Raw genomic sequence first — 13,674 nt, 5'->3', positions numbered from 1 at the left:
TCGCTGTTCTCTCCTTTGATGATGTGCCAGGCCCGGGGTCAGGCCTTGGCGACCCGCACGGTGTTGCCTTCGATGGCAATGATGCGCACCCGCTCGCCGGCGGCGATGTCGGTGCTGGCGATGCATACCCATTCCTCGTTGCCGAGGATCGGTTTCTGGAAGCGCACACGGCCTTTGTTGAACTCGGACACCGCAGTGGTCAGCAGGCCGACTTCGCCGATCACTTCGTCGGCGGTCCAGCGGCGGTCCGCCTGGCGCGGTTTGAATACCTTGAACCACAGGGCCACGGTCAGCGACGAGAGCACCACCCAGATCACCAGCTCGCTGGCCAGGGACAGCCCTGGCACCAGCCCGGCGATCACCCCGACGGCCACCGCGCCGATACCGAACCAGATGATGAAGAAAGTCGGCAGCACCAGTTCCAGCAGGATCAGGCCGAAGCCCAGCACCAGCCAGATCCACCATTGCAGTTCCATAGTCCGCAGCCTTGCGTTGTGAGGGGGATGCCGCATTGGAAACGCTTGCCCGGGTATTGGCAATACCCGGGGCCGTTACAGCAAGTGTTCGGCGGCCAGGGCGTCGAGCAGGCTGGCCGGGTCGGCGAAGTGCCGGTCGACCTCGGGCAGGGGCGGGCGGGCCAGGATCAGCACGGGAATGCCGCGTTCGCGGGCTACCTGGAGTTTCGGCTCGGTGGCGCCGCTGCCGCTGTTCTTGCTGATCAGCACGTCGATCTTGCGGCGTTCGAACAGCGTTCGTTCGTCCTCCAGCAGGAAGGGCCCGCGTGCGCCGATCACCTCGCAGCGCTGGTTGCCCGGACAGGCGTCGAGGGCGCGCAGGGTCCAGAACTGCTCCGCTGGAATCTCGTCGAGGTGTTGCAGCGGCTCGCGGCCAAGGGTGAACAGTGGGCGGCGGAAGGGGGCCAAGGCCTGGATCAGCTGGCTCCAGCCAGCGACTTCACGCCAGTCGTCGCCGGGTTGTGCGGTCCAGGCCGGGCGGCGCAGGGCCCAACAGGGAATCCCGGCCAAGGCGCTGGCCCTGGCGGCATTGCTGCTGATTTGTGCGGCATAGGGATGGGTGGCGTCGACCAGCAGGTCGATGCCTTCGCTGCGCAGGTAGTCGGCCAGCCCTTCGGCACCACCAAAACCACCGACCCGCACCTGACAGGCCAGGTCGTCGGTTACCCGGCCGATCCCGGCGAGGCTGTAGACATGTTGCGGCCCGAGGCGCCGGGCAATGCGCAGCGCCTCGGCAACCCCGCCGAGCAACAGGATGCGCCGGCTCATTGCACGCCTGCCTTGCCGACGATGCCGCCCTGGCGGTCGATGGCGAACACCTCCACCTGCACCTGGGCCGGCACCACGCTACGGGCGAAGGCCAGGGCATGGGCGCATACCGCATCGCCCAGCGGCACCCCGGCGGCATGGGCCAGCGCCAGGGCCTGCTGGCTGGTGTTGGCCTGGACGATGGCGGCTTGCAGGTCCGTATCGGCGCCAACCGCCGCCGCCCATTCAGCCAGTTGCGGCAGGTCGATGCTGGAGTGGCGGCTGTGCAGGTCCATATGCCCGGCGGCCAGCTTGCTGATCTTGCCGAAGCCGCCGCACAGGCTCAGCCGCGCCACCGGCACCTTGCGCAGGTGCTTGAGCACCGCGCCGACGAAGTCGCCCATCTCGATCAGGGCGATTTCCGGCAAGTTGTAGACCCGGCGCATGGTGTCTTCGCTGGCATTGCCGGTACAGGCGGCGATGTGTTCGTAGCCGTTGGTCTTGGCCACGTCGATGCCCTGGTGGATCGAGGCGATGTAGGCCGAACAGGAGAACGGCCGGACGATGCCGCTGGTGCCGAGGATCGACAGCCCGCCGAGAATGCCCAGGCGCGGATTCATGGTCTTCAGCGCCAGGCTTTCGCCGTCCTGCACGTTCACCGTGACTTCGAATCCGCCGGCGTAGCCGCAGTCGCTGGCGAGCTGCTGCAGGTGCTCGGTCATCATCTTGCGCGGCACCGGATTGATCGCCGGTTCGCCCACCGCCAGCACCAGGCCGGGGCGGGTCACGGTACCGACGCCTTGCCCGGCGACGAAGCGCACGCCGGGTTGCTCCAGCAGGCGCACGCGGCTGTAGAGCAGGGCGCCGTGGGTCACGTCGGGATCGTCGCCGGCGTCCTTCAAAGTGCCGGCTTCGGCGCCTTGCTCGTGCAGGCGGCAGAACTCCAGGCGCATCTGCACCTGCTTGCCCTTGGGCAGGGTGATCTGCACCGCGTCGTCGGCCTGACCGGTCAGCAGCAGGCGCGCGGCGGCGAGGCTGGTGGCGGTGGCGCAACTGCCGGTGGTCAGGCCGCTGCGCAGCGGGGCCGGTTGCTCGGCGCTTTCCTCACGCATGCTTGATGGCTTCGAGCAGGGTGATCGGCAGGGCCTGGCGCCAGGTGTCGAAGGTGCCCAGGGGCTGGGCCTGGGCGACATGGATACGGGTCAGCTCGCCGCCATGCTGCTGGCGCCAGTCCATCAGGCGCACTTCGCTTTGCAGGGTCACGGCATTGGCCACCAGGCGTCCGCCGGGGCGCAGTTGCTCCCAGCAATGCTCGAGTACGCCGGGGATGGTGACGCCGCCGCCGATGAAGATCGCATCCGGGCGCTCCAGCCCTGCCAGCGCTTCCGGTGCACGGCCGCGGATCAGTTGCAGGCCGGGCACGCCCAAGGCATCGCGATTGAGTTCGATCAGTTGCTGGCGACCTTCGTCGGCCTCGATCGCCAGGGTGCGGCAGGCCGGGTGGGCGCGCATCCACTCGATACCGATCGAGCCGCTGCCGGCACCGACATCCCAAAGCAGCTCGCCCGGTCGCGGGGCGAGGCGGGCGAGGGTGATGGCGCGGACATCGCGCTTGGTGATCTGGCCGTCATGGCGGAAGGCATCGTCCGGCAGCCCGGCCAGTGGCGACAGGTGCGGCGCGCTGGCGTCGGCCAGGCATTCGATGGCGAGCAGGTTGAGGTCGGCGACTGCGGCATGCGGCCAGTCATCGGCGCTGCCCTGCACCTGGCGTTCGGCGGGGCCACCGAGGTGTTCCAGCACGGTCAGTCGGCTCGGGCCGAAACCGCGCTCGCACAGTTGCGCGGCGATGGCGGCGGGGCTGCTGCCGTCATTGCACAGCACCAGCAGGCGCTGGCCGCTGTACAGGTGGGCGTTCAGGCGGGCGAGGGGACGGGCCACCACCGAGACGATCACCACGTCCTGCAACGGCCAGCCCAGGCGGGCGGCGGCAAGGGCGCAGGACGAGGGGGCGGAAATCACTTCAAGCTCATCGGCCGGCAACTGCCGCGCCAGGCTGGCGCCGACGCCGTAGAACATCGGATCGCCGCTGGCCAGGACGCACACCGGCTCGCCGCGCAGGCTCAATACCGGGTCGAGGGAGAACGGGCTGGGCCAGGCCAGGCGCTCGGCTTTCAGGCAGTGCGGCAGCAGTTCCAGCTGGCGCGGGCTGCCGAACACCTTCGCCGCCCCGAGCAAGGCCCGCCGGGCCTGCTTGCCGAGGCCGCTGAAGCCGTCTTCGCCGATTCCTACTATGGTCAACCAGGGCGCCATGCCGTTCCTCTTTTCCGGGGCAATCCGACCGGCAGGCTTGGCTCGCCGCCGGGCAAAGCAGGCATAATACCGCGCCTTCCGGATACCAGCCTCCTTTGACGATTGACGGGGTCAGTCTTGAACCACTCCCAGCCAGCTCCTGCCCTCCGTCCCTCGGCCTGCCCGGGGTTGTGGCGCATCGTCCAGGCGCTGGACGGCGGCATCTCGCGGATCAAGCTCGATGCCGGGCATCTGGAAGCCGACCAGGCCGAAGCCGTGGCCGCTGCCGCCGAGACCTTCGCCAGCGGCGTGATCGAGGTGACCAACCGCAGCAACCTGCAGATCCGCGGAGTGGGCGAGGACCACCAGGGCCTGGTCGCCCGCCTGCTCGGCGCCGGTCTCGGCCCACGGGAGGCGGCGGGTGACGATGTGCGCAACCTGATGCTGAGCCCCGCTGCCGGTTTCGATCCGGCCATGCTGTTCGACACCCGGGCGCTGGGCGCACGGATCCTCGAACTGCTGCAAACCACCCCGCGTTTCCATGAGCTGTCGGCCAAGTTCGCCATACAGCTCGACGGCGGCGAAGACCTGGCCATGCTCTGGCATCCCCATGACCTGTGGCTGTCCCCCCTGAAGCTGGACGAGCAACTGTGGCTGGCCTTCGGTCTGGCCGGCTGCCCCGGCCAGGATGCGCCGCTGGCCGCCGTGCCGCTGGCGGATGGCCTGACCCTGGTGCGGGCGGTGCTGGAGCGCTTCCTCGACCTGGCCGATGCCGGGCAATCACGCATGCGCCAGTTGCTGGCGGCGGTTGGCACGCAAGAGTTCCTCGCCGGGCTGCCGCTGTCCCTGCGTCGCGATGCCGCCGTCACTGGTTGGCGCCGCCACGGACGTGACCTCGCCCGGCACCTGGGTGTCTATCCCCAGCAACAGGCTGGCCGCGTTGCCATCGGTGCCATGGCCCCGCTGGGCCGCCTGGATGCCCGGCAACTGCGTGGCATCGCCGCCCTGGCCCGTGAGCTGGGCGACGGCAGCCTGCGCATGACCCCCTGGCAAAGCGTGCTGCTGCCCAATGTGGCGACCGCCCAGGGCGAGCGGGTGCTGGCCGGGCTGGCCTGTCTCGGGCTGATCACCGACCCTGCCGCGCCGTTGGCCGGAGTCGTTGCCTGCACCGGTTCTGCCGGCTGTGCCAAGGCCCAGGCCGACACCAAGGCCGATGCCGTGCAACTGGCCCGGGGTCTGCGTCGTCCGGTAGCGGTGGCCGGCATCCACCTGAGCGGCTGCACGCGCTCCTGCGCCATGGCCCATACCGCGCCGAGCACCCTGCTGGCGGTCGGCCCCGGACGCTATGACCTGTATTTTCACGACCCGGCCCAGCCGGGCCCCGGCGCTCTCGCCGGGCGCAACCTGACATTGGAAGAAGCGGGCGCCACCCTGGACGCCCGCCACGGAGCAACCCTCGATGATTGATTACATCCGCGACGGCCAGGAGATCTATCGCAACTCCTTCGCCATCATTCGCCGGGAGGCCCGCCTGGAGCGGATTCCGGCCGACCTGGAAAAGCTCGCGGTGCGGGTGATCCATGCCTGCGGCATGGTCGAGGTGGTGGACTCGCTGCGCTTTTCCGAAGGCGCCGGCAAGGCCGGGCGCGAGGCCCTGGCCGCCGGCGCGCCGATTCTCTGCGATGCGCGGATGGTCGCCGAAGGCATCACCCGCGCTCGCCTGCCGGCCAACAACCCGGTGATCTGCACCCTGCGCGACGACAGCGTGCCGGAGCTGGCCAAGGAGCTGGGCAACACCCGTTCCGCCGTGGCCCTTGAGCTGTGGCGACCGCATCTGGAGGGCAGCGTGGTGGTGATTGGCAACGCCCCGACCGCGCTGTTCTACCTGCTGGAAATGATCGATGCCGGCGCGCCGAAGCCGGCGCTGATCCTCGGTTTCCCGGTGGGCTTCGTTGGCGCCGCCGAATCCAAGGCGATGCTCGCGGCAGACAGCCGTGGCGTGCCATTCGTGATCGTCGAGGGCCGCCTGGGCGGTAGCGCGATGGCCGCCGCTGCGGTGAACGCCTTGGCCACGGAGGTCGAATGATGCAGGCTCGTGGACGTTTGCTTGGCCTGGGCGTCGGCCCCGGCGACCCCGAACTGATCACCCTCAAGGCCCTGCGCCTGCTGCGCGAAGCGCCGGTGGTGGCGTACTTCGTCGCCAAGGGCAAGCGCGGCAACGCCTTCGGCATCATCGAGCAGTACCTGCAAAGCGAGCAGACCCTGCTGCCGCTGGTCTACCCGGTGACCACCGAGGCCCTGCCGGCGCCGCTGTCCTACGAGCAGGTGATCAGCGATTTCTACGACGAAGCCAGCGTCACCGTGGCCGAGCACCTGGACGCCGGGCGCGATGTGGCGGTGATCTGCGAAGGCGATCCGTTCTTCTACGGCTCCTACATGTACCTGCACGACCGCCTGGCCGAGCGCTACGAGGCCCAGGTGATTCCGGGGGTGTGCTCGATGCTCGGTGGCGCCTCGGTGCTCGGCGCGCCGCTGGTGTACCGCAACCAGAGCCTGTCGGTGCTTTCCGGCGTGCTGCCCCATGACGAACTCAAGCGCCGCCTGGCCGATGCCGACGCGGCGGTGATCATGAAGCTCGGGCGCAATTTCCCCAAGGTCCGCGAGGTCCTCGCCGAACTGGGCCTGGACGGCCGCGCGCTGTATGTCGAGCGGGCGACCATGGCCAACCAGAAGATCGTCGCGCTGGATGAAGTCGATCCGCAGTCGTCGCCGTACTTCTCGCTGATCATCGTTCCCGGCGAAAGGTGGCAAGGCTGATGACCCGACGCGCACCCGCCATTGTCGTGCTCGGCAAGGGCAGCCTGGAGACCGCCAGGAAGATCCAGCGTTTCTATCCTGACGCCCTGATCCACGGCCTGGCCGGCCGGGTCGAGGAGGTCGACCGCAGTTACCAGGAGTTCGGCGCCACCCTGCGCCAGCTCTATCAGCAGGACACGCCGATCATCGCCCTGTGCGCCGCCGGCATCGTCATCCGCAGCCTGGCCAGCGTGTTGCTGGAAAAGGGCGCCGAGCCGCCGGTACTGGCGGTGGCCGAGGATGGCAGCGCGGTAGTGCCGCTGCTTGGCGGCTTGGGCGGGGTGAACGTGATGGCCCGGGAAATCGCCGCCGGGCTGGGTGTCGCCGCAGCGATCACCACCAGCGGCGAGTTGCGTTTCGGCACCTGCCTGCTCAATCCGCCCAGTGGTTACGCGCTGGCCGACCTGGAGCTGGGCAAGCGCTTCGTCTCCGACCTGCTGGCCGGTGAAAGCGTGCGTATCGAAGGTGCCGCGCCGTGGCTGGACGAGGCCCGCCTGCCGCAGAGCGATGCCGCGCAACTGACCATCCGTGTCGGATGCAGCGAGCGCGAGGCGGCGGCCAATGAGTTGCTGATTCATCCGCGCTGCGTGCTGGTGGCGGTGTCGGCGGGCGTGCCGGAACTGGCGGCGTCGGTGCGTGCTGCGTTGCATCAGGCGAAGATCGCCGAAGCCTCCCTGGCCTGCCTGCTCGCCAGCGAAGAGGAGATGGCCGCCCCGTCGTTGCATGCGGCGGCGGCTGAGCTGGGTGTGCCGCTGCGTTTTGCTGCGGCGCAGGCGTCGGTCAGCGAGCTGGCCGCCCGGGCGCTGCCGCAGTTGCTCGCACCGCAGGCCGTGGGCGAGGGCCTGGCGATCGCCGTGGCTGCCGAGCCCATCGATCCGCAACGCATTGGCCGTGCCCGTGGCCGGGTCGCGGTGATCGGCCTCGGTCCGGGCGCCGCCGAACTGATGGCGCCAGCGGTCAAGGCCGAGCTGGCCCGGGCCAACGATGTGCTGGGCTACGAAACCTACGTGCGCATGGCCGGGCCGTTCCGCGCCGACCAGGTGCTGCATTGCACCGACAACCGCGAAGAGCTGCAGCGCGCCCGCCATGCCTTCGAACTGGCGGCCCAGGGGCGCTCGGTGATCGTGGTGTCGTCCGGCGATCCGGGGGTGTTCGCCATGGCGGCGGCGGTGCTGGAAGCGCTGGAGGCCTCGGATGATCCGGCCTGGCACCGGGTCGAGCTGGAGATGCTGCCGGGCATTTCCGCGTCCCTGGCCACTGCGGCCCAGGCCGGTGCGCCGCTGGGTCACGACTTCTGCGTGATCTCGCTGTCGGACAACCTCAAGCCCTGGTCGATCATCGAGAAGCGCCTCGACCTGGCCGCCCAGGCCGACCTGGCCCTGGCCTTCTACAACCCGATCTCGCGCTCGCGCCCATGGCAACTGGGGCAGGCGCTGGATATCGTTCGCCGCCATCGTGATCCAGCCACGCCGGTGGTGCTGGGGCGCGATATCGCCCGCCCCGGACAATCGCTGAAGGTGGTGAGCCTGGGCGAGCTGCTGCCGGAGATGGTCGATATGCGCACCATGGTCCTGGTTGGTTCTTCCACCACCCGCACCTTCCCTCGTGCCGAGGGCGGTGAATGGGTCTACACCCCGCGCTGGTATCCCCAGTCCTGAGGGGAAAGGCTTCGTTCCTGACCCCCTGATCGTTGCGGCGTACCTTGGCCTTCCCTCCATCTGGAGGGAACAGCCAAGAAGGACTCCGCAATGACCAACGACAACAACGACCCCCTTACCCTCAGTTCTGCCGCCGTGGTGGAAAGCTCGCTGCTGGCCTTCGGTGCCGGCATGACCGCGCAGAACCGCCAGGACGTGAAGAACAGCTACCTGTTCGCCAGCCTCGTCGCCAACAAACGGCATGGCCAGCTCACCCTGAGTGAAGCCTGGTTCGACTACTTCCTTGAAGCCATGACCGACTGCGGTTGGGCCGTGGCCCAGCGAACCCACGAGAAAGCCAGCGATACCGCGCAATCCCTCAAGCTCTCCAATCTCGCGGTCAAGGCCGTGGAAGTGGCGGCCTCCAGCCTGCTCAACGGCGCACCGGTGGTCCAGGCCCTGGGACTGTTCGCGGAAAAGGCCATCGAGGGCCTGAACAACAACGGCGAAGCCCTGACCCTGTTCAAGCGCAGCCTGTATCGCCAATCCAATGTCCTGGTCGGCGTGGCCTCGTGCATCGAGACCAAGGACGGCGAGGTGGTCATGGCACTGGGCGCACTGCAGCGCACCGTGCGCAAGGAGGACCTCGACACCGTGCTGTTCGATTGGGACAGCAATACCTCGGCGACTTTCCGCAGCACGGCGGCCTTGTCGTTCAACACCCAGATCTATGCGAAAGCGCGGGATCTGGTCGAACAGCGCCTGGGGGATCGGGCGGTATCGCGGATCATGGATTACCAGATCTGATGCTGGCCGGCTTGCCCCTGGCGTTTTTCGGAGTGAATGGACATGGATGTCGATGGCTACACGATATGGATCACCGGGGGCAGCCTGGTACTGATTACCCCCCATGTCAGCGAGCTGGAGCGGTGTCATGCGCTGGGTTCGCTGCGTGACGCGCAGCGCTTTGCCGATGGCGTGATGGCTTCGCGCTTCGACCAGCATCGGCGCTGGTACCGTGCCTACCGCAATGCCTTGGGGCGGCGCGGCTGGCGCGTGACGCACAGTTGCCAGGGGGTGGAAACCGCAGCGGGCCGGACCTTGCTGTCGCCAACCCAGCCGCTGTTGTTGTGGCTGGGTAGCCAGCACGGCGACTTGGCCGAGGTGCTGGCGTCATGCGTCGACTCGCTGGCGCTCGACCAGCCGGGGCTCGCCCAGTTGTCGGGCAATGCCCTGCAGGTGGGCGACGACAGCACGCGGATTTCGCTGGAACTGGGGGTATTGCGTCCCGGCTTGCAGCTCAGTCTGTGCAGCATCGCCCTGGAGACCAGCGCCAGGCTTGGCCCGGACTGGCTGAAGGCGCCCCTGGCCGGTCCGACCCTGCGTGGCGACCTGTATTTCCAGAGCCTGATGGCCGAGCCGGCGCCGGAGCTGCAGGACAGCGCCCGCGACGGCTTCACCCGCCTGCTGGGTGGCAATGGCCTCAGCCGAACCCTTCATTGAGGAAACCCAATCCTATGACAGAACAACTTCGGGCAACCGTGGTCGGCAATGCCCTGATGTCCTTCTTCCCGGGGGTCGACAAGGACATGCGCGAGCGGGCGCAGACCGCCATGCTGTTCGCCCAGCGCGCTACCCGGGACGTGGTCGAAAGTGGCCAGGTCAGCGATGGCTACGACTACTACCGCCAGCAACTCAAATTTCTCGGCTGGGACGCGACGTCTCCCCGGGAGCATTTCGATCCCGACCTGGAGCGGCGTTCGGCACACGAGACCATGCTTGCGCGGATCGGCGCTGCCGCCGGCGACGAGTATGCCGAGGTCACGCGCTGGTCCCTCGATACCCTTGGTGTGATGCAGCCGGCGCTACTTCATTTCGAGCAACGCTCGTTGGCCTCCACTTCGTTCCAGCTGCTGCCGTGCCGGGTGACACGCCCCGGATACCTGGACATGGTGCTGTATCACGAGACCCTCGAGCGCGAGGAACGCTCCAACGGCTTCCTGTATCGCGAGCGCACCAGCCTCCGGGTGCGCGCCGAGCTGGTGCGTTTCAACGCCCGGCTGTTCGAGCAGCAGTTCGGCGACAAGGTCCGCCAGCGCTTGCTCAAGACATTGGAGGAGGAACTCTACGAGCTGTGATCAGGGCACCAGGTAGCCCTTGATCCCGGTAAAGATGATCTGCGCTGCAAGGGCGCAGACGAACAGGCCCATCAGGCGGCTGACGATCTGCAGCCCCTGATCGCCGAGGATCCGCTCGATACGGTTGGAGAGGTAGAGCACCAGGCCGACGGTGACGCTGGCCAGGGCGATGCTGACGATCGCCAGCAGCTTGTCGTCCCAGTGCGGCTGGCTGACCCCCATCACCAGCAGGGCACCGATGGTCCCGGGGCCGACGGTGAGGGGGATGGTCAGCGGGACGATGGTCACGTCCTGCTGCACGTTGTCGGTCTGCACCGCCGACTTGCCCTGGGCCATGCCCAGTGCCGAGATGAACAGCACGCTGCCGGCGCCGATGCGGAAGGCGTCCGGGGTGATGCCGAAGACCCCGAAAATCACCCGCCCGAACAGATACAGCAGGACGCTGGCCACCAGTACGCCCATCGCCACCTTCCAGGCCAGGTGCTTGCGTTCCTTGCTGGAGTAGCCGCGGGTCAGGCTGATGAAGCAGGACAATACGAAGAACGGGCTGTAGAGCACGAGCATCTTCAGGTAAACGCTGAACAACTCATGGAGCATGGTCTGGGCTCGCGAAAGGGCAGGGGCCGGGCAAGTGTATCAGTGTGGCAGCGGTGCATCGGCGGAAGGCCGCGACTGTTCGCGACGCGCTACCCAATACTCGACCTGCTCGCGCAGTTGCGACAGTTCCACCGGTTTGGACATGTGCCCGTCCATGCCGGCCTGGCGCGCACGTTCCTTGTGTTCGGCGAGGATATGCGCGGTCAAGGCCACCACCGGGGTATGCGGGCGCCCGGTCGCGGCCTCCCAGGCTCGCAGTTGCTGGGTTGCCGAGAAGCCGTCGAGGATCGGCATCTCGCAGTCCATCAGCACCAGGTCGTATTGCTGGGCTTTCATCGCCTTGAGTGCTTCTTCGCCGTTGCTGGCGGTATCCGGTTCGATGCTCAGCTTGCCGAGCATGCCGCGGATGACCTTGGTCGAGATGCTGTTGTCTTCGGCGACGAGGATGCGGAAGTCGGCCGGCAGTTCGATCGGCACCGCCCTTGGCGGTGGTGCCAGGCTTGGCGGCGGGGCCTTGCTGCGCTGGGCCAGTTCCTCGGCCAGGGTGGTCTTCAGCGTGTAGCCGGCCACCGGCTTGGCGAGGATGCGCTTGACCCCGGCATTGCGCGCGATGATCTTGCTCGGCGCGTTGCTGATGCCGGTGAGCATCACCAGCAGGATGTCGTGGTTGAGGCTCGGGTCTTCCTTGATCTTCGCCGCCAGCTGCATACCGGTCATGCCCGGCATGTTCTGGTCCAGCAGGACCGCATCGAAGTAGTCGCGCAGGTGCGCCTTGGTGCGCAGCAGGGCCAGGGCTTCCTTGCCCGAAGGCACGGCGCTGACGTTCATGCCCCAGGCACCGCATTGCTGGACCAGCACCTTGCGGCAGGTGTCGTTGTCGTCCACCACCAGCACCCGTGCGCCGCGCAGCGAAGCGTCGAGGTCGGTGGCCGGCTGCTCCAGGCGCTGGGCATCGAGGGGCAGGGTCAGCCACAGGGTGTTGCCCTGGTTGTGGCTGGTCTTGATGCCGAACTCGCCCTGCATCAGGTTGATCAACTGCTTGGCGATGACCAGGCCGAGATGCCCGCCCAGCTTGTTGCTGGAGAGGAAGTGCTTGCTGTGCAATTCGGCCTGCAACAGGGCATCGCGCTCGGCGGCCTGCATGGCTTCGCCGCTGTCCTGCACGGCGATGCGCAGGCGCGGGCTGTCGCCGCGCTGGTCGAGGGCCACCACCAGGAGGATCTCGCCGTGGTCGGTCTTTTTCAGGGCATTGTCGAGCAGGCTGAGCATGGCCTGGCGCAGGCGGGTCGGGTCGCCGCTGATCACCCGCGGCACCTGGGGCTGGGTAAAGCTGATCAGCTCGATGTTCTGCTGCTCGGCCTTGGCCCGGAAGATCCCCAGGCAGTCCTCGATCAGCGCGTTGAGGTCGAACTGCACGTCGTCCAGCTCGATCTGCCCGGACTCCAGCTTGGAGATGTCGAGGATCTCGTTGATCAGGGTCAGCAGCTCGTTGCCGGCGCTGTGGATGGTCTGCACGTAGTCGCGCTGCTTGACCGACAGCGGCGTGCCGAGGAGCAGTTCGGTCATGCCCAGCACGCCGTTCATCGGAGTGCGGATCTCGTGGCTGATCTTCGCCAGGAACTCGGCCTTGGCGTTGATCTCGGCGTTGCTCGCCGCCTGTTCGCGGCTGGCGCTGACCCGTTCTTCGTTGATGCTGCGCAGGCGCTCGCTGACCGAGAGGTTGAGCAGCAGGCCGCTGATCACGTTGAGCCCGAGCAGGATGAACAGCAGCCATTGGGTCGGGGTGCGGGTCAGGCCGAGCAGGGCCGGCAGCACCACCAGGCAGCCGAGGTTGAAGATCAGCATGGCCAGGGCGAACAGCCGCGCCGGAGCGAAGCCCTTGTACCAATGCCAGGAGGCAATCACCAGCATGGTCACGCAGCCGAGGGCGACCAGGGCGTAGGTCATCAGGTTCAGCGGCAGGGTGTCGACGAACAGCAGCAACAGGCCGCAGAACACCACCAGGAGCATCTGGCCGTGGAGCAGGCGGTTGACCGGCGACGGCCCCAGCGGCGCGAAGAAGCGCTGGGTGAAGGCCAGGCCGCAGAGGGTGGCGAGCATCACCGTGAGGTAGGCCGCCGGGGTCTGGGCGCTGTGCCAGAGGTTCCACGGGCCGCTGAGGTTGAGCAGGATCAGGGCGCTGAGCAGCATCAGCACGTGGTAGCCGGCCAGCCACAGGCTGGTGGCCGAGCGGGAATAGGCGAAGCGGGTCAGGTTGTGCAGGACCAGCATGGCCAGGCAGCCGATCAACAGGCCGAACAGCAGCGGACGGCGCTGGTCGGCGGCGGCTTCGACGGCGGGGAGCAGGCTGATGCCGGGGCGCAGTTGGTGTTCGGAGACCAGTCGCAGGTAGACGTCCAGCGCGACGGGGCTGGCAGGGAGTGAGAGCAGACGGTCGCTGCTGTTCAGGGTCAGCAGGCCGTTGTCGCTGCGTCGGCCGTTATGGCTCTGTTGCAGCAGGTTGTTGCCATTGAGGACGTAGAGATCCAGGCGTGAAAGATCCGGTGCGAAGACGCGGATCACCTGTTCCTGCTGGTCTGGGGGCAGGCGCAGGTGCAGCCACAGGGCCTGGTCGGGCGCGGCCGCGTTGAGCTGGTTGAGTTCGATGGGGCTGAATTGATTGCGGTAGCGTTCGGAGCGGATATCGCCGAGTTGCAGGTTGCCCTGGGTATCGAGAAGAACGGCCCAGCCGCTGCCGGAATCGGCCGAGGCCGGTGGCAGGCAGAGCAGGGTCAGCAAGCTGACGATGATTCCAATGGCGGTCCTGAGCCAACGCACGAAATATCCCTTCCCTAGCGTGATGCCGGTGCCCAACTATGCGCGGCTTGCGGCCAGTCGACAAGGCCCCTCTCGGGG

The 13,674-nt window shown here is 67.5% G+C and carries 13 protein-coding genes; 7 read left to right on the top strand and 6 right to left on the bottom strand.

The annotated features are described in order from the left end of the window. Positions 1-38: 38 nt before the first annotated feature. The 4 genes from ACODSK_RS20240 to cbiE all read right to left on the bottom strand — a co-directional run bounded on the left by ACODSK_RS20240 (position 39) and on the right by cbiE (position 3,572). Positions 39-476: an NfeD family protein gene (locus tag ACODSK_RS20240; protein WP_489018601.1), complete on the bottom strand. Its 438-nt coding sequence runs from the start codon at positions 474-476 to the stop codon at positions 39-41. Positions 477-551: 75 nt separating this feature from the next. Continuing rightward, positions 552-1,283: a cobalt-precorrin-6A reductase gene (locus tag ACODSK_RS20235; RefSeq protein WP_489018600.1), complete on the bottom strand. Its 732-nt coding sequence runs from the start codon at positions 1,281-1,283 to the stop codon at positions 552-554. After that, positions 1,280-2,374, bottom strand: a complete 1,095-nt coding sequence (locus tag ACODSK_RS20230) for a cobalt-precorrin-5B (C(1))-methyltransferase (protein WP_489018598.1) — start codon at positions 2,372-2,374, stop codon at positions 1,280-1,282. The genes ACODSK_RS20235 and ACODSK_RS20230 overlap by 4 nt, the downstream gene beginning before the upstream one ends. After that, on the bottom strand, positions 2,367-3,572 hold the full coding sequence (cbiE, locus tag ACODSK_RS20225) for a precorrin-6y C5,15-methyltransferase (decarboxylating) subunit CbiE (RefSeq protein ID WP_489018597.1): 1,206 nt from the start codon (positions 3,570-3,572) through the stop codon (positions 2,367-2,369). The genes ACODSK_RS20230 and cbiE overlap by 8 nt, the downstream gene beginning before the upstream one ends. Before the next feature lie 117 nt (positions 3,573-3,689). Between cbiE and cobG the strand changes: the two genes are divergently transcribed. From cobG to ACODSK_RS20190, 7 genes are all read left to right on the top strand, one after another. Next, positions 3,690-5,018 (top strand): precorrin-3B synthase, encoded by a 1,329-nt coding sequence (gene cobG, locus ACODSK_RS20220; RefSeq protein ID WP_489018595.1) that lies wholly within the window; start codon positions 3,690-3,692, stop codon positions 5,016-5,018. Then, positions 5,011-5,637 (top strand): precorrin-8X methylmutase, encoded by a 627-nt coding sequence (locus ACODSK_RS20215; RefSeq protein ID WP_489018593.1) that lies wholly within the window; start codon positions 5,011-5,013, stop codon positions 5,635-5,637. Before cobG ends, ACODSK_RS20215 begins: the two co-directional genes overlap by 8 nt. Then, positions 5,634-6,368, top strand: a complete 735-nt coding sequence (locus ACODSK_RS20210; RefSeq protein ID WP_489018591.1) for a precorrin-2 C(20)-methyltransferase — start codon at positions 5,634-5,636, stop codon at positions 6,366-6,368. Before ACODSK_RS20215 ends, ACODSK_RS20210 begins: the two co-directional genes overlap by 4 nt. Continuing rightward, a complete protein-coding gene (cobJ, locus tag ACODSK_RS20205; RefSeq protein ID WP_489018590.1) occupies positions 6,368-8,065 on the top strand; it encodes a precorrin-3B C(17)-methyltransferase in 1,698 nt (565 codons plus the stop codon). Before ACODSK_RS20210 ends, cobJ begins: the two co-directional genes overlap by 1 nt. Before the next feature lie 90 nt (positions 8,066-8,155). Beyond that, positions 8,156-8,851 (top strand): hypothetical protein, encoded by a 696-nt coding sequence (locus ACODSK_RS20200; protein ID WP_489018588.1) that lies wholly within the window; start codon positions 8,156-8,158, stop codon positions 8,849-8,851. Positions 8,852-8,893: 42 nt separating this feature from the next. Continuing rightward, positions 8,894-9,547, top strand: a complete 654-nt coding sequence (locus tag ACODSK_RS20195; protein WP_489018586.1) for a hypothetical protein — start codon at positions 8,894-8,896, stop codon at positions 9,545-9,547. A 14-nt stretch (positions 9,548-9,561) separates the two neighbouring features. Beyond that, the gene (locus ACODSK_RS20190; RefSeq protein WP_489018585.1) at positions 9,562-10,182 is read left to right on the top strand and encodes a hypothetical protein; all 621 of its coding nucleotides are present in this window, start codon (positions 9,562-9,564) and stop codon (positions 10,180-10,182) included. Here the strand turns inward: ACODSK_RS20190 and ACODSK_RS20185 are convergent, their stop codons facing one another. Further along, positions 10,183-10,779, bottom strand: coding sequence for a MarC family protein (locus ACODSK_RS20185; protein ID WP_489018583.1), 597 nt, complete (start codon positions 10,777-10,779; stop codon positions 10,183-10,185). Positions 10,780-10,818: 39 nt separating this feature from the next. Then, positions 10,819-13,596: a hybrid sensor histidine kinase/response regulator gene (locus ACODSK_RS20180; RefSeq protein ID WP_489018581.1), complete on the bottom strand. Its 2,778-nt coding sequence runs from the start codon at positions 13,594-13,596 to the stop codon at positions 10,819-10,821. Positions 13,597-13,674 lie beyond the last annotated feature (78 nt).

The sequence above is a fragment of the Pseudomonas sp. FG98 genome, assembly GCF_057808595.1.
This window is presented reverse-complemented; position numbering and strand designations above follow the sequence as displayed.

What these genes read in the sequence shown, in the direction of transcription:
- ACODSK_RS20240 (WP_489018601.1), bottom strand. Translation starts at nt 476, where the DNA reads ATGGAACTGCAATGGTGGATCTGGCTGGTGCTGGGCTTCGGCCTGATC.
- ACODSK_RS20235 (WP_489018600.1), bottom strand. Translation starts at nt 1,283, where the DNA reads ATGAGCCGGCGCATCCTGTTGCTCGGCGGGGTTGCCGAGGCGCTGCGC.
- ACODSK_RS20230 (WP_489018598.1), bottom strand. Translation starts at nt 2,374, where the DNA reads ATGCGTGAGGAAAGCGCCGAGCAACCGGCCCCGCTGCGCAGCGGCCTG.
- cbiE (WP_489018597.1), bottom strand. Translation starts at nt 3,572, where the DNA reads ATGGCGCCCTGGTTGACCATAGTAGGAATCGGCGAAGACGGCTTCAGC.
- ACODSK_RS20215 (WP_489018593.1), top strand. Translation starts at nt 5,011, where the DNA reads ATGATTGATTACATCCGCGACGGCCAGGAGATCTATCGCAACTCCTTC.
- ACODSK_RS20210 (WP_489018591.1), top strand. Translation starts at nt 5,634, where the DNA reads ATGATGCAGGCTCGTGGACGTTTGCTTGGCCTGGGCGTCGGCCCCGGC.
- cobJ (WP_489018590.1), top strand. Translation starts at nt 6,368, where the DNA reads ATGACCCGACGCGCACCCGCCATTGTCGTGCTCGGCAAGGGCAGCCTG.
- ACODSK_RS20200 (WP_489018588.1), top strand. Translation starts at nt 8,156, where the DNA reads ATGACCAACGACAACAACGACCCCCTTACCCTCAGTTCTGCCGCCGTG.
- ACODSK_RS20195 (WP_489018586.1), top strand. Translation starts at nt 8,894, where the DNA reads ATGGATGTCGATGGCTACACGATATGGATCACCGGGGGCAGCCTGGTA.
- ACODSK_RS20190 (WP_489018585.1), top strand. Translation starts at nt 9,562, where the DNA reads ATGACAGAACAACTTCGGGCAACCGTGGTCGGCAATGCCCTGATGTCC.
- ACODSK_RS20185 (WP_489018583.1), bottom strand. Translation starts at nt 10,779, where the DNA reads ATGCTCCATGAGTTGTTCAGCGTTTACCTGAAGATGCTCGTGCTCTAC.